Origin of the sequence: Streptomyces sp. B3I8 (assembly GCF_030816915.1) — a bacterium.
Taxonomy (GTDB): Bacteria; Actinomycetota; Actinomycetes; order Streptomycetales; family Streptomycetaceae; genus Streptomyces.
In genome coordinates this window covers 2,110,120-2,131,023 of sequence record NZ_JAUSYN010000002.1, presented here as the reverse complement: position 1 = coordinate 2,131,023, position 20,904 = coordinate 2,110,120, and the positions used below count along the sequence as shown (strand labels likewise).

General features: G+C 71.4%; 18 protein-coding genes and 1 pseudogene. 9 read left to right on the top strand and 10 right to left on the bottom strand.

The genetic code is table 11. The annotated features are described in order from the left end of the window. Window positions 1–290: 290 nt before the first annotated feature. A complete protein-coding gene (locus QFZ64_RS11575; RefSeq protein ID WP_307064803.1) occupies window positions 291–1,163 on the top strand; it encodes a RimK family alpha-L-glutamate ligase in 873 nt (290 codons plus the stop codon). A gap of 135 nt (window positions 1,164–1,298) precedes the next feature. On the opposite strand, the gene QFZ64_RS11570 is transcribed toward QFZ64_RS11575, so the two are convergent. Further along, the gene (locus QFZ64_RS11570) at window positions 1,299–1,889 is read right to left on the bottom strand and encodes a hypothetical protein (protein ID WP_307064802.1); all 591 of its coding nucleotides are present in this window, start codon (window positions 1,887–1,889) and stop codon (window positions 1,299–1,301) included. A gap of 212 nt (window positions 1,890–2,101) precedes the next feature. Here QFZ64_RS11570 and QFZ64_RS11565 point away from each other — a divergent pair, with 212 nt between their 5' ends. From QFZ64_RS11565 to QFZ64_RS11555, 3 genes are all read left to right on the top strand, one after another. Next, on the top strand, window positions 2,102–2,875 hold the full coding sequence (locus QFZ64_RS11565) for an IclR family transcriptional regulator (protein WP_307064801.1): 774 nt from the start codon (window positions 2,102–2,104) through the stop codon (window positions 2,873–2,875). Beyond that, the gene (locus QFZ64_RS11560) at window positions 2,872–3,729 is read left to right on the top strand and encodes an SMP-30/gluconolactonase/LRE family protein (RefSeq protein ID WP_307064800.1); all 858 of its coding nucleotides are present in this window, start codon (window positions 2,872–2,874) and stop codon (window positions 3,727–3,729) included. Before QFZ64_RS11565 ends, QFZ64_RS11560 begins: the two co-directional genes overlap by 4 nt. An 80-nt stretch (window positions 3,730–3,809) precedes the next feature. Further along, complete coding sequence (locus tag QFZ64_RS11555) at window positions 3,810–5,315, top strand: alpha-N-arabinofuranosidase (protein WP_307064799.1); 1,506 nt, start codon at window positions 3,810–3,812, stop codon at window positions 5,313–5,315. Between the two features lie 47 nt (window positions 5,316–5,362). Here the strand turns inward: QFZ64_RS11555 and QFZ64_RS11550 are convergent, their stop codons facing one another. Beyond that, entirely contained in the window at window positions 5,363–5,746 is a 384-nt protein-coding gene (locus tag QFZ64_RS11550) for an ATP-binding protein (protein WP_307064798.1), read from the bottom strand. A 317-nt stretch (window positions 5,747–6,063) separates the two neighbouring features. On the opposite strand from QFZ64_RS11550, the gene QFZ64_RS11545 reads away from it, so the two are divergent. Genes QFZ64_RS11545 through QFZ64_RS11535 form a run of 3 tightly spaced genes read left to right on the top strand, consistent with a single transcriptional unit; the run spans window position 6,064 to window position 7,665 of the window. Continuing rightward, window positions 6,064–6,960 (top strand): helix-turn-helix transcriptional regulator, encoded by an 897-nt coding sequence (locus QFZ64_RS11545; RefSeq protein ID WP_307064797.1) that lies wholly within the window; start codon window positions 6,064–6,066, stop codon window positions 6,958–6,960. A 2-nt stretch (window positions 6,961–6,962) separates the two neighbouring features. After that, entirely contained in the window at window positions 6,963–7,202 is a 240-nt protein-coding gene (locus QFZ64_RS11540; RefSeq protein ID WP_307064796.1) for a DUF397 domain-containing protein, read from the top strand. Window positions 7,203–7,206: 4 nt separating this feature from the next. After that, window positions 7,207–7,665: an Rrf2 family transcriptional regulator gene (locus QFZ64_RS11535; RefSeq protein ID WP_307064795.1), complete on the top strand. Its 459-nt coding sequence runs from the start codon at window positions 7,207–7,209 to the stop codon at window positions 7,663–7,665. A gap of 40 nt (window positions 7,666–7,705) precedes the next feature. On the opposite strand, the gene QFZ64_RS11530 is transcribed toward QFZ64_RS11535, so the two are convergent. Then, on the bottom strand, window positions 7,706–8,920 hold the full coding sequence (locus QFZ64_RS11530) for an ATP-binding protein (protein ID WP_373430589.1): 1,215 nt from the start codon (window positions 8,918–8,920) through the stop codon (window positions 7,706–7,708). A 30-nt stretch (window positions 8,921–8,950) separates the two neighbouring features. Between QFZ64_RS11530 and QFZ64_RS11525 the strand changes: the two are divergent. Beyond that, a pseudogene (locus QFZ64_RS11525) lies at window positions 8,951–9,521 on the top strand (PadR family transcriptional regulator). Window positions 9,522–9,567: 46 nt separating this feature from the next. Then, window positions 9,568–10,545: an NADPH:quinone reductase gene (locus QFZ64_RS11520; RefSeq protein ID WP_307064793.1), complete on the top strand. Its 978-nt coding sequence runs from the start codon at window positions 9,568–9,570 to the stop codon at window positions 10,543–10,545. Between the two features lie 23 nt (window positions 10,546–10,568). Here QFZ64_RS11520 and QFZ64_RS11515 read toward each other — a convergent pair whose 3' ends face one another. The 7 genes from QFZ64_RS11515 to QFZ64_RS11485 form a co-directional block, all read right to left on the bottom strand. Beyond that, window positions 10,569–12,164 carry a substrate-binding domain-containing protein gene (locus QFZ64_RS11515; RefSeq protein ID WP_307064792.1) on the bottom strand — a complete coding sequence of 532 codons (1,596 nt, stop codon included), beginning with the start codon at window positions 12,162–12,164 and terminating at the stop codon, window positions 10,569–10,571. Between the two features lie 188 nt (window positions 12,165–12,352). Next, complete coding sequence (locus tag QFZ64_RS11510; protein WP_307064791.1) at window positions 12,353–14,311, bottom strand: histidinol-phosphate transaminase; 1,959 nt, start codon at window positions 14,309–14,311, stop codon at window positions 12,353–12,355. 168 nt (window positions 14,312–14,479) lie between these two features. Then, entirely contained in the window at window positions 14,480–15,667 is a 1,188-nt protein-coding gene (locus tag QFZ64_RS11505) for an aldose epimerase family protein (protein ID WP_307064790.1), read from the bottom strand. Window positions 15,668–15,725: 58 nt separating this feature from the next. Beyond that, on the bottom strand, window positions 15,726–16,970 hold the full coding sequence (mmsB, locus tag QFZ64_RS11500; RefSeq protein WP_307064789.1) for a multiple monosaccharide ABC transporter permease: 1,245 nt from the start codon (window positions 16,968–16,970) through the stop codon (window positions 15,726–15,728). Further along, on the bottom strand, window positions 16,967–18,526 hold the full coding sequence (gene mmsA / locus QFZ64_RS11495; RefSeq protein ID WP_307064788.1) for a multiple monosaccharide ABC transporter ATP-binding protein: 1,560 nt from the start codon (window positions 18,524–18,526) through the stop codon (window positions 16,967–16,969). The genes mmsB and mmsA overlap by 4 nt, the downstream gene beginning before the upstream one ends. A gap of 42 nt (window positions 18,527–18,568) precedes the next feature. Beyond that, complete coding sequence (gene chvE, locus QFZ64_RS11490) at window positions 18,569–19,681, bottom strand: multiple monosaccharide ABC transporter substrate-binding protein (protein WP_307064787.1); 1,113 nt, start codon at window positions 19,679–19,681, stop codon at window positions 18,569–18,571. A 162-nt stretch (window positions 19,682–19,843) separates the two neighbouring features. Beyond that, on the bottom strand, window positions 19,844–20,812 hold the full coding sequence (locus QFZ64_RS11485; RefSeq protein WP_307064786.1) for a hypothetical protein: 969 nt from the start codon (window positions 20,810–20,812) through the stop codon (window positions 19,844–19,846). Window positions 20,813–20,904 lie beyond the last annotated feature (92 nt).

The following is a 20,904-nucleotide window of genomic DNA, read 5'->3' as shown; positions in this document are numbered from 1 at the left end:
CCTCGAGCGGGGACGAACGGACGACTGTACGACTGGGACGACTGGGACGACTGTCCGACTCGCGAACCTACGCGGCTGTCACCGGGTCCGCCAGCACGCGGTGCCCGTTCCCGTCACGTGCCCGTTCCCGTCACGTGCCCGTCCCCGTCACGTGCCCGCCCCCGTCACGTTCCCGCCCCGCGGCTCCCGGCCGTCCGCATCCGGAAACGGAGCGAGGCCGGTGCGGGAGGCTTGTTAGCCTCGCCGGGGCCGATCCGTGCCACCGTCGTCCGAGGTCAGGAGTCCATGCCGTGCCCCACATAGCCCTCGCCACCTACCGACGTGGACCGGACGGCCCCGAGGACCGCGATCTGCCCCTGCTGCTGTCGGCGCTCGACGGGGCCGGGGCTCGGGCGGAGACGGTGTTCTGGGACGACCCGGACGTGGACTGGGCCTCCTTCGACCTCGTCGTGATCCGTTCCACCTGGGACTACACCCTGCGGGTGGCGGAGTTCACGGCCTGGGCCGAGCGGTGCGGGAAGCTGACCCGGCTGGCCAATCCGGCCCCGGTCGTACGGTGGAACACGGACAAGCGGTACCTGGGGGAGCTGGCCGCCGCCGGCGTCCCCACGGTGCCCACCGGCTACCTCGCCCCCGGCGACCCGGCGGAGCTGCCCGAGGACCGGGAGTACGTGATCAAGCCGACCTCCGGGGCGGGCTCCCGGTACGCCGCGCGGTACGCCCCGGGCGAGCGCGCGACCGCCGTACGGCACCTGGAGCGGATGCACGCGGAGGGGCTGACCGCGATGGTGCAGCCGTATCTCAAGGCCATCGACGTCACCGGCGAGCGGCCGCTGCTGTTCTTCGGCGGGCGCCTGGTGCACGCGAGCCGCAAGAAGGCGGTGCTCACGCCGGGTACGCCGTACGACGCGCGCAAGACCGCGCATCCCGGGCTGGAGGTGTGGCAGCCGACGGCGGCGGAGGTCGCGGTGGCGGAGCGGGCGTTGGCGGCGGTGCCGGGGGATCCCGCGCTGTTGTACGCGCGGGTCGACCTCGTCGACGGGGACGACGGGCGGCCGTGCGTGATGGAACTGGAGCTGGTGGAGCCGAACCTGTTCCTGTGGCTGCATCCGGGGTCGGTGCCGGTGGTGGCGGCGGAGATCCTGCGGGCGGCGTCCGCCTGAAACGGGTTTCCCCGCGCCCTTTGACAGGGGCGCGGGGAACCGTGCGAAACGGGGCGAAGTCCCGTGCCGGGGTCCAAGAGGCAGCGCCCCTTGCAGGGACGGGAAGGGCAAGGGCGGCGGGGGCCAGAAAAACCCTCACCTCACCCCCACCCGCTGCAGCAACCCCCACGTGAACTCCGCCGCGCACTCCCGCCGCACCCCCTCCCCGTCCGGCGCGGTGAACGCCAGCCCCCACCGGGTCGGCGCCGTCCCCTCCAGCGGCCGGGCCGGCGCGAACGCCCGCGCCACCTCGTCCACCGTGCACGACCACGGCACCAGGTCGTCCACCGTCCGCAGCCGCGGCGCCGCCGCCCCCGGCGCCCGTACCAGCCACTCGTTCCACACCGCCCCGTCCGGCCCGACCAGCGCCTCGAAGCGCAGGTCGGGCCAGAGCGGCACCGGCCACCGCAGCGCCTCGCAGTCGAGATCGCCGACGCGGCGCGCGGCCGCCGTCTCCGGCGCCCCGAGCACGGACCGCAGACGCGCCGCCGCCCCTCGCGAGCGCGGCCCCCGCACCATCGCCTGCCACCGCCTGTTGGCCTCGCGCATGCCGGCCACCGACACCCCCAGCTCGTGCCGGGCGCGCTCGACGAGGTCCGGGTTGTGGTCGGCCATGCGGCGCAGCAGGACGAGCTGGAAGTCCAGGGGCGTGAAGGGCGTCGGCGGGACTTTCTTCGCGGGCGGCATGGGTCCATCGTCCCGCGCGGCTTCCGCACCCGGCTCCCGCTCCCGTGCCCGTGTGCTGCCGCCGCTGCCCGGCCCATTGCCGCTGCCCCGGCCCGTTGACTAGCCTGTGTTCGCCGTGTTCGTCATGCCGATCGCCAGTTGAAATCTCGAACACCCATAGAAGCGCTCAACGCACCACTGCGGAAACACGACCACAGAGAGGGGGCCGGACCGTGGGACGCCTCGTACCCGCCGTCACCCGGGCTCTCGACATACTGGAGCTCTTCCTGGACGGTGACGGTTCGCTCTCCGCCCCCGACATCGTGCGCAAACTCCAGCTCCCGCGCACCACCGTGCACGAGCTGGTGACCACCCTGGCCGCGCGCCAGTACATCGTCCAGGTGCCGGGGCAGCCGGGACGCTACCGCCTCGGCGTCCGCCCGTACCAGCTCGGCAGCCGCTACGCCGAGAACCTCGATCTCGCCGCCGAGGGGCAGCAGGTGGCCCGCGCGGTCGCCGAGACCTGCGACGAGACGGTGCACGTCGCCATCCTGGAGGGCACCGACGTCATCTACATCGCCAAGGTCGACTCCACCCACGCCGTGCGCATGGTGTCAGCCGCCGGACGCCGGCTGCCCGCCCACTGCACCTCCGTCGGCAAGATGCTGCTGGCCTCGCTGCCGGAGGAGGAGCTGGACGCCCGTGTCCCGGCCGGCGCCGAGCTGCCCGCGATGACCGCCAACAGCATCACCGACCCGGCCGCGCTGCGTGAGGCCCTGCGCGAGATCCGCGGCCGGGGCATCGCCGTGGAGACCCGTGAGTCCAACGAGGACGTCTCCTGCGTGGCCGCCCCCGTGCGCGACCGCACCGGCACGGTGGTCGCCGCGCTGTCCATCTCCGTGCCCATGATCCGATGGAGCGAGGAACGCCGCGCCGAACTGGAACAACTCGCCGCGAAGGGCGCCGCCGAACTGTCGGAACATCTCGGTCATCGGAGCGTGGCATGACGACGTACGAAGTGGAAGTCGCCGTACGGGCGGAGGCGGAACTGGGCGAGGGCCCGACCTGGGACGCGGCGGCCGGACGGCTGCTGTGGCTGGACATCCTCCGCTCCCGGGTGCACACCTACGACCCGGTCTCCGGACGCCGGACGGTCCGCACCACCGAGCAGCACGTCGGCGCCGTCAAGCCGCGCGCCGGGGGCGGTCTCGTGCTCAATCTGCGCGACGGTATCGGGCTGGTGGACGACGCCGGTGACTTCCGGTGGCTGCGCCACGAGCCGGTGCCGGGGCGGCGCGGCAACGACGCCGCCGTCGCGCCCGACGGGTCGCTGTGGGCCGGCACCATGCGCTACGACGAGGCGAAGGGCGGCGGCACGCTGTCCCGGATCACCGGGGACGGGGCGGCCGAGGTCGTCCTCGACGACGTGACGGTGAGCAACGGCACGGGGTGGAGCCCCGACGGGCGGCTCATGTACTACATCGACACCCCGACCCGCCGCATCGACGTCTTCGACCACGACCCGGCCACCGGGCGGGTCTCGGGGCGGCGGCCGCTGGCGACGGTGGAGGACGGCGCGGGCTTCCCGGACGGGCTGACGGTGGACGCGGACGGCTGCGTGTGGGTGGCGCTGTGGGACGGGGCGGCGGTGCGGCGGTACACGCCGGGGGGTGAGCTGGACCGGGTGGTGCGGCTGCCGGTGCCGCGCGTCACGGCGTGCGCGTTCGGCGGTGCCCACCTGACGGACCTCTACATCACGACGGCGCGGGTCGGGCTGTCGCCCGCGCCTCCCCTGGCCGGTTCCCTGATGGTCCTGCCCGGCGCGGGCAAGGGCCTCGCCCTGCCCCCCTTCGCCGGCTGACCCCGGACCCGCCCCTGCCCGCACCCCGGTTCGGGCGGGGGCCGTCCCGTGACGGCTCCCGCCCTCTCGCGAAGGAATTCATGGACAGCGCCCGCTTCACCCTCGACCCCGCCTTCACCGTCGGGGAGGTGAGCCCCCGGCTCTTCGGCTCGTTCGTGGAGCACCTGGGCCGCTGCGTCTACACCGGCGTCTTCGAACCGGACCACCCCACCGCCGACGCGGCGGGGCTGCGTGGGGACGTCCTGGACCTGGTCCGCGAACTCGGCGTCACCACGATCCGCTACCCCGGCGGCAACTTCGTCTCCGGCTACAGGTGGGAGGACTCCGTCGGCCCGGTGGCGGACCGCCCCCGCCGCCTCGACCTCGCCTGGCGCTCCACGGAGACCAACCGTTTCGGCCTGTCCGAGTACCTCGCCTTCCTGAAGCGGATCGGCCCGCAGGCCGAGCCGATGATGGCCGTCAACCTCGGCACGCGCGGCGTCGCCGAGGCACTGGAGCTCCAGGAGTACGCCAACCACCCCTCGGGCACCGCCCTTTCGGACCTCCGGGCCGCCCACGGCGACAAGGAACCCTTCGGGATCAAGCTGTGGTGCCTGGGCAACGAGATGGACGGCCCCTGGCAGACCGGCCACAAGACCGCCGAGGAATACGGCCGCCTCGCCGCCGAGACGGCCCGCGCGATGCGGCAGATGGACCCGTCCGTCGAACTGGTCGCGTGCGGCTCCTCCGCGCAGTCCATGGACACCTTCGCCGAGTGGGAGGCGACGGTCCTGACCCACACGTACGACCTGGTCGACCACATCTCCCTGCACGCCTACTACGAGCCGCACGACGGCGACGTCGACTCCTTCCTGGCCTCGGCCGTGGACATGGAGTCCTTCATCGAGAACGTGGCGGCGACCTGCGACCACGTGGGCGCGAAGCTCAAGTCGAAGAAGAAGATCGACCTCTCCTTCGACGAGTGGAACGTCTGGTACATGTCCCGCGCCGACGCCCAGGTCAGCGCCCTGGACTGGCCCGAGGCGCCGCGTCTGCTGGAGGACAGCTACTCCGTCACCGACGCGGTCGTCCTCGGCTCGCTCCTCATCGCGCTGCTGCGGCACGCGGACCGGGTGAAGGTGGCGTGCCTGGCGCAACTCGTCAACGTGATCGCCCCGATCATGACCGAACCGGGCGGCCCGGCCTGGCGCCAGACCACGTTCTTCCCCTTCGCCCAGGCGTCCCGCCACGGCCGGGGCGAGGTGCTGGACGTACGGGTCGACTCGCCGACGTACGAGACGCGGAAGTACGGCGAGGCCGACCTGCTGCACGCGACGGCGGTTCGCGCGGAGGACGGCACGGTCACCGTCTTCGCGGTCAACCGCGGCCGGAGCGAGTCCCTGCCGCTCGAAGTCGCCCTGTCCGGCCTGGACCTGACGCGCGTGGTGGAGCACACGGCCCTGTCGGACGAGGACCCGGAGGCCCGCAACACCCTCGACGCACCGGACCGTGTCACCCCCCACGAGGTAAGGGGCACCGCCCTGACGGACGGCCGTCTGAGCGCCACGCTGGAGCCGCTGTCGTGGAACGTGATCCGGCTGGCGTAGGCGTAGGCGCGGACGGCAGGGTCGAGGGGGAAGCCGGCGTCTGCTCCTCAGTTCCGGACGAGCTGGAACCACACGCCCTTGCCCGTGCGGGTGCGGGTGACGCCGAAGCCGTCGGCGAGTTCGGCCACGAGCAGCAGGCCCCGCCCGCCCTCGGCCTCGCCGTCGACCCTGCCCCGGGGACAGGGTGGCTCCGGGCTCTCGTCGTACACGGCCACGCGGACCGCCGTCGCCTCGACGACGGCTCGCAGGTGTACCTGGCCCTGCACGTGCAGGTGGACATTGGTCACCAGCTCGGACGTGCAGAGGGCGGCCGTGGGGGCGAGTTCGCCGGCTCCCAGCGTCGTGAGGACCGAGCGCACGAAGTCTCGGCACACCTTGGGGGAGGTCGCGGTGGCAGGCGTGAACAGGGTGTAGGCGTGCGGAAGGTGCATGACTGACGCCTCCAGGGCGCTGAGCGGTGACGCGGAAAGGGGATGCGGAACGAGCGCGTCGACGTGCGCCGCCCGCGGTGGCTCTGCCGCCCCCTGGGAACGGGCTAGCCCGGAACGGCCCGTGAATCCGGCGGTGCGCTTCCGCGATGCGGCGTGCGTACGCGTACGTCGACGGCGAGGCTTCCGACATCACTGTGTGAGCGTCGCCGTACATAAAGTAGCCATTGGCTCAGCACGTTTGCAACCTTCTTCGGTGATTGGTGGACCCTGTCCTGCCAACACGGCAGACTGTCCCCGACCTTCAGGGAGGCCCGGTCTTGGCCCTACGGCTCAACGTCACCGAACGTCAGCGACGGCTCGGCATCGAACTGCGCAAGCTACGCGAAGCCGCCGGCCTGAATCTCGCCGAAGGGGCCGCGCTGATTGGTATGGGGCGTCCCCACCTCAATCACATCGAGGCGGGCCGGACCGCGATCCCGGTCGAGCGCCTGCGGGAATTGGTGGAGGGGTATGGGTGCACAAGTGTCCCCTATGTCGATGAGCTGGTGCGTATGGCCGAGAGCAGCGGAAAAGGCTGGTGGTCGGAGTACCGAAGACTCATGCCGCCGCGCGCGCTCGACCTGGCCGAGTTGGAGGACCGTGCTGCCGAGATCGCCAGTTACGAGACACTGCTGATCCCCGGTCTTCTCCAGACCGAGCAGTACATGCGTGCCCTCTTCACGTCGGCACGGCCGGAAGCCGACCCTGCCGAGATCGACGCGCTCGTACGTTTCCGCCTCGCGCGGCAGCGCATCCTCGCTAGGGAACGACCGCCTCGTCTGCACGCCCTGATCCACGAAGCGGCGCTGCACATGGTCGTCGGCGGCCCGCACGTCATGCGCGGTCAGTTGGCGCACCTGATCCGTGCTGCCGCCGACGGGCACGTCGCGATTCAGATCCTGCCGTTCGACCGTGCCCAGCAGTCCTGGGTCAGTGCGCCGTTCCTGGTCCTGAGCCCCGGCGTACCGGGCCTGGAGACCGTGTTCCTCGAACACCCCGCCGCCGCTGTCAGCCTCCACGAGACCGACGACGTGGCCCACTACCGCGCGACGACCGCCGCGCTGGCCCGCAACGCCCTGCCCGCGATCGTCCCCTCGGCGTCTCCGGACCGCCACGAGGAGCGCGATTCCTGGGGTCTGATCCAGCATGTCCTGTACACCCACCGAGGAGCATGACGATGACCGAACTGACCTGGCAGAAGTCCTCGTTCAGTGAGGCGGGTGGTGCGAACTGCCTGCACGTCGCCGCCCGGCCCCCCGTCGGCCCCGTCCACCTGCGCGAGAGCGACCGGCCCGGCACCGTCCTCACCACCACTCCCGGCGCGCTGGCCGCCCTCATACGGGTGCTGGCACCCCCGGAGTTCCGGGCGGTGGTGGCAGCCGGTGGTCACCGGATGCCGCCTTCGGCACCACAATGAGCGTATGAGGATCTCGGCGCGGGCGGACTACGCGGTACGGGCTGTGGTGGAGCTGGCGGTGCGGCAGGGGGGCGGGCCGGTGAAGGCCGAGTCCGTCGCCGAGGTGCAGGACATCTCGCACAAGTTCCTGGAGGGCATCCTCGGCGATCTGCGCCGGGCCGGCCTCGTCGCCAGCCGGCGCGGCGGCAACGGCGGCTACCGGCTGGCGCGGGAGGCGGACACGATCACCGTCGCCGACATCATCCGCGCCGTCGACGGCCCCATCGTCTCCGTACGTGGCGAGCGGCCGACCCAGCTCAAGTACACCGGCCCCGCCGAGCCGCTGCTCCCGCTGTGGATCGCCCTGCGGGCCAACGTCCGCCAGGTACTGGAGGGCGTGACGGTGGCCGACCTGGCCGCCGGCGCTCTGCCCGCCCCCGTACGACAACTCGCGGAGAACCCGGCGGCCTGGCAGAACCCCTGAGCCGACGGCCCGCCCCCCGTCCGCGGGGCCGGTGCCGGCATCAGGCGGGCCACGCCGCCAGGAGCTCCGCGGGGCCGTACGAGGCGTCGAGGCCCGTGCAGTCCGTTCCGCTGCGTGAGACCGCGACCAGGGGGAGCGGGTCGGGTGTGAGCGCGGCGCGGTGGCGTTGCAGCGCGGCCAGGTCGTGCCGGTCGAAGGGAGAGTTCTCCAGCCACTTCACCGAGCCGACGAAGAGCAGCTTCTCGGCGAGGGGCGCACGGTCGGCTCCGACAAGGTCGATCTCCACATTGTTGGTCCGGGTCCAGTAGCCGCCGACGGCGGGTGCCGGTGGCAGAGCCGTGTCGGGCAGCAGCCGACCGAGTGCTTCGCGCACGAGCGGTTCGACCGCCCGGCCGCGCCAGCTGGTCCAGTTCTCACGGACACGGTTCAGCGTCAGGTCGCCCCGGCCCCGCTCCACCTCGCCCATCGCAGGGCCGAGGAACCGGAGCCAGAAGCGGAGGTAGGGGTCCGCCACCCGGTAGCGCCGGTCCTTCGACGGGCGTGTGGACAGCGGCAGTTCGGCCGAGACAATCCTCTTGTCGGTCAGTATCCGCAAGGAGCGCTGAAGCGGGGTCGCGCCGATCTCCCCGGCCGCACGGGCGATGTTGGCGAAGGTGCGCTCACCGCTGCCGATCGCCGACAGCACCGTACGGGCCTGTGCCTGCTGGGGGAACTCGGCCGCCAGGGACCGCTCCGCCGAAACCAGCAACGCCGTGACGGGATCGTTGAGGGCGTCCGACAGGAAGTCCCAGAGCCCGGCGCCGTGCGGCCATTCCGCACAGATCAGGGGCAGCCCGCCCGTGACCGGGGCGGCGTCGAACGCCGCCGCCGGCTCCAGCCCCAGCATGCCGCCCACCTCGGCCGGATTGAGGGGGCCGAGCACCATCTCCCGGCCGCGCTGGTGGAACGGGCGGCCGTAACTGTTCAGCGCCTCCATCATGGACAGGTCGGAGCCGATGAGGACGAGCAGGACCGGCTTGGTCTGAAGCACCCCGTCCCAGGCCCGTTGCAGCATGCCCTCGAACGCGCCCGTCTCATCCATCAGATAGGGCACTTCGTCCATGACCACCACGCTCGTCCGGTCGTGCGGCAGCGCCGCCGCCAGCACGTCGAAAGCGGCGTCCCAGTTCTCCGGACGGGCCGCGGCCAGCAGGTTTCCCTGGGGGAGGTTCGACGACCGCGCGTCCTGGGCCAGCCATCGAATCGATGTATACATCGATTCGATGAAACCTGCGATGATGGCCGCATGCTCGAACTCGCCATCCTCGGCTTCCTCGCCGAAGGCCCCCTGCGGGGGCACGCGCTGCGGCGGCCGGATCGCCCGGCTCACCGGGTACGTCCGGCCGGTCAGCGACGGCACCCTCTACCCGGCGATCAACCGGCTCGCCAGGGCCGGGCTGCTGGAGCGCAACCCCGAACCCGGCGCGGGCGCCGGGCGGTACGTGCTCGCGCTGACGCCGGCCGGGCGGGACGAGATGCTGCGGCGGCTGCGCACACCCGCCGAGCACGAGATCACCGACTTCACCCGGTTCCTCGTCGTCCTCGCGTTCCTCTCCCTGCTGCCCGACACCGCCGAGCAGCACGCCGTACTGCGCCGGCGGCTCGCGTTCCTGGAGGAGCCGGCGAGCTTCTTCGCGGCGGACGACGACGGCGAGAGCGGCGGCGGCCGTCCGCTGCGCGCCGAGGAGGTCGACGACCCCTACCGGCGCGGCATGCTCCTCACCGCCCGCGCCACCAGCCGCGCCGAACGCGCCTGGCTCCGCGAGGTGCTCGGCGGGGCGACGGGCGAGGGCCGGGTCGAGGGCCCGGCGGACTGACTTACCTAATTACTGACCGACCGACCGACCGATCCGGAGGATCGCCATGCGCGCGTCCTGGTACGACCGACAGGGGCCCGCCGCCGACGTGTTGCGCGTCGGCGAGCTGCCCGACCCGCAGCCGGGGCCCGGCGAGGTGCGGGTCAGGGTGACCGTGTCCGGGGTGAACCCCGGCGACACCAAGAAGCGGCGCGGCTGGCTCGGCTCCTCGATGCCGTACCCCCGTGTCGTGCCGCACAGCGACGCCGCCGGGGTCGTCGACGCCGTGGGGGACGGGGTGGACGCACGGCGGACCGGGCAGCGGGTGTGGGTGTACGGTGCCCAGTCCTACCGGGCCTTCGGCACCGCCGCCCAGTACACCGTCGTACCCGCCGAGCGGGCCGTGCCGCTGCCCGGCCACGTCGGCGACGACCTCGGGGCGAGCCTCGGCATCCCGGGGATCACCGCGCACCGGGCCGTGTTCGCGGACGGCCCGGTCGACGGGCGGACCGTCCTGGTGCACGGCGTCCTCGGCGGCGTCGGCTCCCTGGCCGCGCGGCTCGCGCACTGGGGCGGCGCGAGTGTGATCGGCACCGTGCGGCGCGGCGCGGACCTCGGCCGCGTCGACCCGGACGCCGTCCACCACGCCGTCGCGCTCGACTCCGGCGACCCGGCCGCCGCGATCCGCGCGCACGCGCCCGGCGGCGTCCACCGGATCGTCGAGGTGTCCCTGTCCGCCAACGCCGCGCTCGACGACGCGGTCGTCGCGAATGACGCCGTGATCGCCGCCTACGCCACCGGCGCCGACCGCACCGAAATCCCCTTCTGGACAATGCTGTTCAACAACGTCACGCTGCGGCTGCTCGGCAGCGACGACTTCCCCGCCGAGGCCAGGCGGCAGGCCGCCCGGGACCTCACGGCCGCCGCCGCGGCGGGCGCCCTCACCACCGGCCCCGTCGAGCGGTACGCCCTGGACGACATCGCACACGCCCACGAGCGCGTCGACGCGGGCGGCGGGGTGAGGGTGCTCGTCGATCTGCCGTAGCCGGTACGGCAGATCGACGAGCGCTACGACGGTCTGCACAGCAGTGGCTTCGACAGTTCCGCGCAGGGGCGGTCGCCGTGGGAGCGGATGATGTCCTGGCCGACCTGCTGGGCGAGGTAGCGCAGGAAGCCGGCCGCGAGGGAGTCGGCGGGCGGCTCGCCGTAGGTGTAGGCGTACTCCGTCTGCCAGTACGGGTACGCGCCCTTCTCGACCCCGTCCAGGGTCGCCGGGAACCCGTCGATCCGCACCTGGACGACGCCCGCGTGCCCGGCGGCGCTGCCCACCTCGCTGTGGCCGAGGGCACCGGGGGTGCGGGCCACCGTGTCGAGCAGGACGTCCGTCCCGCCGACTTCGCAGCGGCCCGGCCGGTCGCGCTCCAGGGCGGTGCAGTCGCTCGTGGTCGTCGCCGGGAGCTTCTGGCCGTCGAGGACCTTCCGTTCGAGCGTGGTGCGCGTGCCGGAGTCGGGGTAGCGGCTGACCAGGTGGATCGGGACGTCCTTGCCGTGCACGTCCTTCCAGTTGGTGATCCTCCCGGCGTAGATGTCCCTGATCTGCGCGAGGGTGAGGTCCTGGACGCCGGTGTCCTTGTTGACGACCAGGGTGAACAGCGAGAGCGCGACGGGGCGGGGCAGCAGCCGGGGGTAGCCGGCCGGCTTGGCGCCGTCGCTGAACGTCAGCCGGTTGCCGAGCCCCTTGCCGTCCGCCCCCTTCACCCCCGCGGCCTTGTCGCCCGCGTCCGCCAGGGCGCGCAGCCCGGGGCCGCTGCCGTTGAAGTCGCTGCCCGCGGTGGACAGGTGCGCGCCGGGGCACGTCCTCGCGTACTGCTTCGCCGCCTCCCTGACCACCGGCGCGAACGCGGTCGAGCCGGAGAGGGTGAGCCGGCCGCTCGCGCAGTCCAGCGGCGCCGCGTGCGCCTCGTCGCCCCGGGAGAAGGTGAGCAGCGACTGCACCGCGCCCACCAGGGTCAGCACGACGAGCAGGGCGATCACGGGACGGGAGGCGAAGGGGTGGTACTCGGTCTTCTTGACGGTCCCCCCGCGCACCCCGCCGACGACGCTCGCGACGACCTCCGGCTCCGGGAACGCCTCGCCCGGCACGCCCCGTTCGCGCTCCAGGACCGCCAGCACCTTGTAGTGGTCGCGCCGGTTCAGCTTCACCTTGGGCAGCTCGATCAGACCGTCGGTGACCCCGAAGCCGGGGACGGTGCCCGGGAGGAGGCCGTGGTGGCCGGTGCTCGGGGTGAAGAAGCCGCGCAACTCGTCCCGGCTGAGCTCGGTCACCACCATGCCGACGACACGACGGCCCCGGCACCGTATGCGGATGCCCATGGGGCCCTCGGCCGGCGCGAGGTAGTCGTCCTCCACGACCGGCGCCCAGCCGCTGTTCTCGATGCGCAGCAGGACGAACGACGGATCACGCAGCGGGGCGCCGTCGGTGCCCTGCATCTGCTGGAGGACTCCGGCGTACGGGGAGGCCGCGGCGTCGCCCGCGGTCGTGTCCATCTGGACGCGGTACCCGAGCCGTTTGCGCCCGGCGAGGACGAACTCCCACAGCGCCGCGCCGACGGGAACCGCGAGGCCGAGCACGGCGAACGCGGACTCCCAGGGAAAGCCGTTCACGGCCGACTCCGGAAAGGCAGGAGGGACGATGGGCGGCCATAGTGACCCCGGAAGATCCCCAAGTGCGAGAGTTGTGCGGGAATCACACGGTGAGTTCATCGTCCGGACGCCCCCAACACCCTTGCGTTCACCGGATGTTGGGAGAAGCGGGGAGAAGAGGCGGGTGCGGCGGGCGGCCCTGGTGGAGGTCAGCCCGCCCGATACATCGCGCCGGCCGGCGGCCGGCCCGCCGCCGCATCGGGTGGCGGGTCCGGCTGCGTACGGCCGCGCACCTGCGCCGCGGTCAGGCCGCCCGCCGCCGGCATGCCCCGGCGGGTCTCCACCGGCGGCACGCCGCCCGCCGGAACGGACCGCGGCCCGGGGGGGCCGGGCTGGGGCGGGATGCCCGGGATACCCGGCATGTTCGGCACACCCGGCATCCCCGGTCCCCCCTGGCTTCCCGGTCCACCCGGGCCGCCCGGCCCTCCCGGCCCTCCCGGCATCCCCGGTGTACCCGGCCCTGCGGGCATGCCCGGTGTGCCCTGCATCCCCTGTACCTCCTGCACGCCCTGCACCGGCTGCATCCCCCAGACTTCCGGTACGCCCTGCGGCTCCGGCGCCCCCGGCAGTGCGGCACCGGGTCCCCACCCCGGGGTGAGCGGCGCGGGCGCCTGGGCGGGCCCCACCTGGGCGGCGGCCGGCGGCGCCGACACCGGGGCGGCCGGTACCCCGCCGTAGACCACCCCCGGCAGCGGCTGCGCCGCCGGAGCCGACGGCGTCCCCAGCCCGGCCGCGGCCACCATCGCCCCCAGCCCCGGAACCGCCGAGGCCGCAGGGGCGGGCGTCGGGGCGGGTGCGGAGGCCGGCGCGGGAGCCGACCCCTGCCCCTGCACCTGCCCAGGCCCCTGCGCCTGCTCCGGCGGCATCGCGGACGCCTGTGCCGCCAGCCCCCGCATCCCCGCCCCGTTCGTCTCGCTCACCAGGCGGTCCACCGCCGCCGTCCCCGAGCTGTAGCCACCGGCACCGGGGGTACCGGGGCCCGCCGCGGACGTCCCGGTGCCGTAGAGGACCTGCTCCATCCCGGCCACCAGCCGGCGCACGTCGACTTCGGGGCGCACCACGAGACGCAGGAAGCGGCTGGAGGAGCCGATCTTGTTGCCGCACTCGCGCACCAGGATGCGGTGCCCGGTGAGCAGCCGGTCGCGCACGACCGTGCCCTCCGCGCCCACCGGCAGCCGTACGAAGAGGAAGTTGCCCTGGGACGGGTACACCGTCAGACCGGGGAGCCGGGCGAGCTGCCGGCCCATGTCCACGCGGTCCTGCCGCACCTGCCGCAGGCTCGCCCCGTACTCCGCGCTGTGCTCCTTCAGCATGAACACCACGTGCTCGGCGAAGGAGTTGAGGTTCCACTTCGGCAGCATCGAGCGGATCCTGCCCGCGAGCGCCGGGTTGGCCACCAGGTATCCGAACCGGATGCCGTGCAGCCCGAAGTTCTTGCCGAGGCTGCGCAGCACGATCACGTTGGGCCGAAGCATCGCGTCCTGGACGGTGCTGGGGTCGCCCTCCACGTCGGCGAACTCCAGGAACGACTCGTCGATCACGATGAGGTCGAGGTCGGCCATCGCGTCCATGAAGTCGACCAGCGCCTGCCGGGGCAGGAAGCCGCCGTCGGGGTTGTTCGGGTTGCAGACGACGGCGACCCGGGACCCGCGCTTGCGCAGGAACTCGGCGTACTGGCCGAGGTCGAGGGCGAAACCGCCGGACTCCTGCAACGGGAACATGTCGACCCGCTTGCCCGTCTCCATCGGCTGGTCGGTCCACCGCCCGAAGGTCGGCACGGGTACCGCGAGCGACTCGGTGACCAGCAGGTGGTCGATCCAGGTGATCAGCTCGGTCGAGCCGTTGCCCATCGCCACGCAGCTCGGCGGGAGCCGGAGCAGTTCGCACAGTTCGGCGGTGATGGTGTCGGCGCTGCTCGGGTAGTACGTGAGGATGTCGCGCAGCCGGCCCGCCAGCTCGTCGAACATGGCGGGGGTGGGGAAGTAGGGGTTGCAGGGGATGCAGAAGTCCACCGGCCCGGGGCCGTCGCCGCCCTCGCGCGTCAGCGCGGCCATCGAGGGGCTGTGCGCCGCGGAGCCGCGGAACAACGAGGTGACGTTGTCGGCCATGGAGCCTTCGAACCTCCGTATGGGAACGGGCCGAGACGGGCCCGTCACGTTTGAGCGGCCCGTGCGGGGGAGCACGGGCCGCTCAGTCATACGGATGCGGTGGCGGCCCCGTTCAACGCCTGCGAGCGGTCGGTCCGGCCCGTCGCAGTGCCCTGCCCGGGGTCCCGCTCACCGCCCCGCGCCGAACGAGTGGATCGTCGTCGTGCGGTACGTCTGCCCCGGCCGCAGCACGGTCGAGGGGAACGACGGCTGGTTGGGGGAGTCCGGGAAGTGCTGGGTCTCCAGGGCGAGCGCGTCGCCCTGGCGGTAGGTGCGCCCGGACGTGCCGACGAGCGTGCCGTCGAGGAAGTTGCCGGAGTAGAACTGCACGCCCGGCTGGTCGGTGGCGATCCTCAGCACGCGCCCGGAGGACGGGTCGCGCAGGGTGGCGACGTGCTCGGGCTCGTCGGTGCCCCCCTTGTCGAAGACCCAGTTGTGGTCGTAGCCCTTGGCGGTGACCTGCTGGGGGTGGCCGTCGCGGAGGTCGCGGCCGATCGCTTTGGCCCGCCGGAAGTCGAAGGGGGTGCCGGCGACCCGCGCCAGCTCGCCGGTGGGGATCAGCCCCGGGTCGGTGGGGGTGTACCTGCTCGCGGCCAGGGTGAGCTCGTGGTCCTCGACGGAACCGCTGCCCTCGCCCGCGAGGTTGTAGTACGTGTGGTTGGTGAGGTTGACGACGGTGGCGCGGTCGGTGGTGGCCTCGTAGTCGATGCGCCAGTCGCCGTGCCGGGTCAGTGTGTACGTGACCGTCACCCGCAGCGTGCCGGGGAAGCCCTCCTCGCCGTCGACACTGGTGTAGTGCAGGCGCAGACCGACGTCCGCGCCCCGGGTGAACGGCTCGACGTCCCAGACACGCTTGTCGAAGCCCTTGGCGCCGCCGTGCAGGGTGTTCTCGCCGTCGTTGACGGAGAGCTGGTACTGCTTGCCGTCGAGGGTGAAGCGGCCCTTGGCGATGCGGTTGCCGTAACGGCCGATGGTCGCGCCGAAGAACGTGGTGCCGGTGACGTAGGCGTCCAGGTTGTCGTAGCCGAGGGAGACGTTGGCGTGCCGGCCGTGCCGGTCGGGGATCTCCAGGGACTGGACGATGCCGCCGTAGCTGAGGACCTTCAGCCGGGTCGCGCCGTTCTCAAGGGACCAGCGGTACACCTTGGTGCCGTCGGCCAGCGTGCCGAAGAGCTCCTTCACGGGCTTCCTGCCTCTCGAGGACGACGCCGAGGACGACGCCCGGTTCGACGCCGAGGCGGTGGCGGTTCCGGCGGCCGCGGCGGTGATGCCCGCGGCGGCGGCGGTCGCGAGGATGGTGCGTCTGCTCATGTCCATGGTGCGACTCCTGCCGATGAAGCGGGCCCCGCCGTACCGACGGGGCCCGCGCCGAGGATTACGAACCGGACTTGCGCTTGTTCCACACGTCGAAGCCGACCGCCGCCAGGAGCACCAGGCCCTTGATGACCTGCTGCCAGTCGGTGCCGATACCGACGAGGTTCATACCGTTGTTCAGCACGCCCAGGACCAGACCACCGATGATGGCGCCGAGGACCGTGCCGACGCCGCCGCTCATCGACGCGCCGCCGATGAACGACGCCGCGATCGCCTCCAGTTCGAAGTTGAGGCCGGCCTTGGGCGAGGCCGCGTTGAAGCGGGCGGCGAAGACGAGACCCGCCAGGGCCGCGAGCATGCCCATGTTCAGGAAGACCAGGAAGACGACCTTCTTGTCCTTCACACCCGACAGCTTGGCCGCGGGCAGGTTGCCACCGATCGCGTAGACGTGCCGGCCGATGATGGCGTTGCGCATCAGATAGCCGAAGCCCACCACCAGCACGCCGAGGATGATCAGCACCACCGGTGCGCCCTTGTAGCTGGCGAGCAGCATGGTGACCACCAGGACGGCGGCGACCAGCGCCACCAGCTTGGTCAGGAACAGGTTGGTGGGCAGGACGTCGAGGGCGAACTCCTGCTGGCGCCTGCGGTCGCGGACCTCCTGGTAGATCACGAAGGCGATGACCACGAGACCCAGCAGGACGGTCAGGTTGTGGTAGTTGGTGTCCGGACCGACCTCGGGCAGGAAGCCGTTGGCGGCCTTCTGCAGTCCGTCGGGGAACGGGCCGAGGGTCTGGCCCTTGAGGACGATCTCGGTCAGACCGCGGAACAGCAGCATCCCGGCGAGGGTGACGATGAACGACGGTATGCCGAGATAGGCGATGAAGAACCCTTGCAGCGAGCCCGCGGCGGCGCCCAGGAGCAGGCACAGCACCACGGCCAGCGGCCAGGGCACGTCGTGCCTGACCATGAGCACGGCCGCCGCCGCGCCCACGAACGCCGTCAGGGAGCCGACCGACAGGTCGATGTGACCGGCGATGATCACCAGCATCATGCCGATCGCGAGGATCAGGATGTAGCTGTTCTGCAGCACCAGGTTGGAGACGTTGCGCGGCAGCAGCAGGTCGCCGCCGGTCCACACCTCGAAGAGGACGACGATCAGGCCGAGCGCGATCAGCATGCCGTACTGGCGCATGTTGCGCCGCATGCCGTCCACGAGCAGCTTCAGCAGGCCGTCGCCCGTGCCCGAGCCGCCCTTGCCCGGCGGCGCGGCCGCCGGGGTCTTCTCGGTGACATCCGTGCTCATCGGGTTACCTCTTTGTCCTTCTCGTCCTTCGTCATCCGGCGCATCAGCTCTTCCTGAGTGGCCTCCGCCCGCGGGACCTCGCCGGTCAGCCGCCCGGCGGCCATGGTGTAGATGCGGTCGCACATGCCGAGCAGTTCGGGCAGCTCGGAGGAGATGAAGACGACCGCCTTGCCCTGGGCCGCCAACTGGTCGATGACCGTGTAGATCTCGTACTTCGCGCCGACGTCGATGCCGCGTGTCGGCTCGTCCAGGATCAGCACGTCCGGACCCGCGAAGATCCACTTGCTGAGGACGACCTTCTGCTGGTTGCCGCCGGACAGCTTGCCCACCGGCTCGAACACGGTCGGTGCCTTGATGTTCATCGACGTGCGGAAGCCCTCGGAGACCTGGCGCTCCCCGTGCTCGTCCACCACGCCCCGCTTGGACACCTTCCGCAGGGCGCTGAGGGTGATGTTGCGGTTGATGGTGTCGATGAGGTTGAGGCCGTAGTGCTTGCGGTCCTCGGTGACGTAGGCGATGCCGTGCGCGACCGCCTCGGGGACGGTCTTGGTACGGATCTCCTTGCCGTCCTTGAACACCGTGCCCGCCGCGTACCGGCCGTAGCTGCGGCCGAAGACGTTCATCGCCAGCTCGGTGCGGCCGGCGCCCATCAGCCCCGCGATGCCGACGATCTCCCCGCGGCGCACGTGCAGGGACACGTCGTCGACGACCTTGCGCTGCTGGTCGATCGGATGGTGCACGGTCCAGCCGCGGATCTCGAAGGCCGGTGCGGCGCCCTCCTCCGGCTCGTGCGGGGTGCGCGGGGGGAAGCGGTGGTCGAGGTCGCGGCCGACCATGCCGCTGATGATCCGGTCCTCGGTGGTCTCCGGGGCCTTCACGTCCAGGGTCTCGATGGAGCGTCCGTCGCGCAGGATGGTCACCGAGTCGGCGACCCTGCGGATCTCGTTGAGCTTGTGGGAGATGATGATCGAGGTGATGCCCTGCTTCTTCAACTCCAGTATGAGTTCGAGGAGTTTGCCGCTGTCCTCGTCGTTCAGCGCCGCCGTCGGCTCGTCCAGGATGAGCAGTTTCACCTTCTTGGAGAGCGCCTTGGCGATCTCCACGAGCTGCTGCTTGCCCACGCCGATGTCGGCGACCCGGGTGTCCGGGTGGTCCGACAGGCCGACGCGGCGCAGCAGTTCGGTGCCGTGCCTGAGCGTCTCGCCCCAGCTGATGAGCCCGCGGGTGGCGTGCTCGTTGCCGAGGAAGATGTTCTCCGAGAGGGAGAGGTAGGGCACCAGCGCCAGTTCCTGGTGGATGATGACGATGCCGCGCTGCTCGCTCGCCCGGATGTCCTTGAAGTGGCAGACCTCTCCTTCGAAGAGGATCTCGCCCTCGTAGCTTCCGTGCGGGTGGACGCCGGAGAGCACCTTCATGAGGGTGGACTTTCCGGCGCCGTTCTCGCCGCAGATGGCGTGGACCTCGCCCTGACGCACCTTCAGGGTGACGTCAGAGAGCGCCTTCACACCGGGAAAGGTCTTGACGATCGAGCGCATTTCCAGGACGGGTCCCGCCATGGTCGTGCCTTTCAATCCGTAGGGATCCGTGGGGACGGGCGGTTACTTCAGTTCGTCCGCGGTGTAGTAGCCGCCGCCGACCAGGACCTTCTCGTAGTTGTTCTTGTCGACGCTCACCGGCTGCAGCAGGTAGGCGGGGACGACCTTGACGCCGTTGTTGTACGACTTGGTGTCGTTGACCTCGGGCTTCTTGTCGTGCAGCGAGTCGTCCACCATGTCCGCGGTGATCTTGGCGAGCTTGCGCGAGTCCTTGTAGATCGTCATCGACTGGTCGCCGGCGATGATCGACTTCACCGAGGCGACCTCGGCGTCCTGGCCGGTGACGACCGGCAGCGGCTTGTCCTTGGAGCCGTAGTCGTCCGACTTCAGCGAGGACAGGATGCCGATGGAGATGCCGTCGTACGGGGAGAGCACCGCGTCGACCCGGCGGTTCTTGTAGCTGGAGGTCAGGATGTCGTCCATGCGCTTCTGCGCGGTGCCGCCGTCCCAGCGCAGGGTGGTCACCTGGTTGAGCGCGGTCTGCTTGGACTGGACGACGAGCTGCTTCTTGTCGATGTACGGCTTGAGCACGCTCATCGCGCCGTTGAAGAAGTACCGGGTGTTGTTGTCGTCGTTGGAGCCGGCGAACAGCTCGATGTTGAACGGGCCCTTCTTCGAACCGTCCTTGAGCCCCAGCTTGTCCAGGATGTAGGTGCCCTGGAGCCGGCCGACCTTCTCGTTGTCGAAGGAGGCGTAGTAGTCGACGTTCTTGGTGCCGAGGATCAGACGGTCGTAGGAGATGACCGGGATGTTCGCGTCGGCGGCCTGCTGGAGCACGTTGTTCAGCGACTTGTTGTCGATCGCCGCGATCACCAGTGCCTTGACGCCCTGCGTGATGAGGTTCTCGATCTGCGAGACCTGCTGGTCCGGGTCGTCCTCGCCGTAGACCAGCTTGGTCTTGTAGCCCTTGGCCTGCATCTCCTTGACGACGTACTTGCCGTCGTAGATCCAGCGCTCGGAGGACTTGGTCGGCATCGCGATGCCGACGGTCCCGCCCTTGGTGTCGTCCTTGCTCTCCTTGCTGCCGCCCTCACTGTCCTGGCCGCACGCGGACAGGGTCAGGGCGAGGGTGGCGACCGAGGCGATTGCGGCTACTGCGGCTCTGCGAGTGGTCATGATGAACATCCTTGACGTCAGGCTCAGTTGGGGCGCGGACCGGTCCTCCGGTGCGAATGTGCGAACAGCGTGCGGCGGAGGGCGGTACAGGTCGGGAACGAGGCGAGTGTGTGGGATTCTGCGCGACTGTGTCGTCTTGTGTGAAGAGATTTTTCGGGAACGTTATGCGCTGGTGTCGAACCGTCGGAGCGAACCCGGCATCCGGGACCCGAGGGGCGCCATGTCGGTGTCCGCGCCGTGGCGCGCGAGCAGGTCCAGCGCGAGCCTGCCGCGGCGCACCCGCTCCTTGGCAGTGGCCAGGGTGACCTCCCGCAACTGGTGTCCGTAGGGGTAGATCCCGGGCGCCTTGGACAGCCCGAACTTCAGATAGATCGGGGCGCCGCGGCGGATCAGCTCGGCCACCTCGTACATCCGTACATAACCGCCCAGATCGTCCGGCGCCTCGATGTACATGTCCATCGGGGCGCCGGAGACCCGGCGGATCTCCGTGAGGTGGTCCAGGGTCAGATCGCTGGGCACGTTGATCGAGTCCGCGCCCAGCCGCTCGTGCACCGCGAACGAGGCGGGGTTGACGGGGCCGATGAGCGCCGACACCTTCAGCGTGGTGTCGGCGGGGATGACGCCCTGCGTGCGCGCCCGGTGCAGCGTCCAGAGCACCCCCTCGTCGGCCACCAGCAGGCACTTCACGCCGAGCTCGGTGGCGCGCACGGCGTCCTCCAGGCAGCCGGCCACCGCGTCGTGACCCCGGGCCCGCAGGCCGCCGCCGCGGGAGTCGGTGCGCACCGAGCCGCCGATGTCCCAGGTGCCGCGCGGCCCGGTGAACAGGCACAGCTCGATGTCGCGCGCGGCGGTGGCCTCGACCATCTCGGTGATCTCGGCGTCGGTCAGCATCCACACGCCGCTGCCCTGGCTGATCCGGTGGATCGGCACGTCGAGCCGCGAGGCCTCCTTCAGGACCACGGCGAGCGCCTCCGGGCCCTCGCAGGAGGGCACCTCGGTGCGCCAGCGGCCGCCGTCCGGGAAGGCGTGCGGCGAGGCATCGGCGGGGGAGAGGGCGGGCGCGGCCAGGCCGAGCGCGGCGAGTGCCCGCTCTCCAGGTCGACGGGCCGCCGTAGGGGAAGGGTCGGTCACGGGGTGTCCTTCATGTGCGTCAGGTGCGTGGCGTTGCGTCTGTGCGTGGCGTGCGGGCGGGGCCGGGGTTGTCCCGGGCTGTCTCAGGGACG

Excerpts from the sequence above, each read along its gene's own strand:
- QFZ64_RS11570 (WP_307064802.1), bottom strand. The coding sequence starts at position 1,889 with ATGCCGCCCGCGAAGAAAGTCCCGCCGACGCCCTTCACGCCCCTGGAC.
- QFZ64_RS11560 (WP_307064800.1), top strand. The coding sequence starts at position 2,872 with ATGACGACGTACGAAGTGGAAGTCGCCGTACGGGCGGAGGCGGAACTG.
- QFZ64_RS11555 (WP_307064799.1), top strand. The coding sequence starts at position 3,810 with ATGGACAGCGCCCGCTTCACCCTCGACCCCGCCTTCACCGTCGGGGAG.
- QFZ64_RS11550 (WP_307064798.1), bottom strand. The coding sequence starts at position 5,746 with ATGCACCTTCCGCACGCCTACACCCTGTTCACGCCTGCCACCGCGACC.
- QFZ64_RS11540 (WP_307064796.1), top strand. The coding sequence starts at position 6,963 with ATGACCGAACTGACCTGGCAGAAGTCCTCGTTCAGTGAGGCGGGTGGT.
- QFZ64_RS11535 (WP_307064795.1), top strand. The coding sequence starts at position 7,207 with ATGAGGATCTCGGCGCGGGCGGACTACGCGGTACGGGCTGTGGTGGAG.
- QFZ64_RS11530 (WP_373430589.1), bottom strand. The coding sequence starts at position 8,920 with ATGTATACATCGATTCGATGGCTGGCCCAGGACGCGCGGTCGTCGAAC.
- QFZ64_RS11520 (WP_307064793.1), top strand. The coding sequence starts at position 9,568 with ATGCGCGCGTCCTGGTACGACCGACAGGGGCCCGCCGCCGACGTGTTG.
- QFZ64_RS11510 (WP_307064791.1), bottom strand. The coding sequence starts at position 14,311 with ATGGCCGACAACGTCACCTCGTTGTTCCGCGGCTCCGCGGCGCACAGC.
- QFZ64_RS11505 (WP_307064790.1), bottom strand. The coding sequence starts at position 15,667 with ATGGACATGAGCAGACGCACCATCCTCGCGACCGCCGCCGCCGCGGGC.
- mmsB (WP_307064789.1), bottom strand. The coding sequence starts at position 16,970 with ATGAGCACGGATGTCACCGAGAAGACCCCGGCGGCCGCGCCGCCGGGC.
- mmsA (WP_307064788.1), bottom strand. The coding sequence starts at position 18,526 with ATGGCGGGACCCGTCCTGGAAATGCGCTCGATCGTCAAGACCTTTCCC.
- chvE (WP_307064787.1), bottom strand. The coding sequence starts at position 19,681 with ATGACCACTCGCAGAGCCGCAGTAGCCGCAATCGCCTCGGTCGCCACC.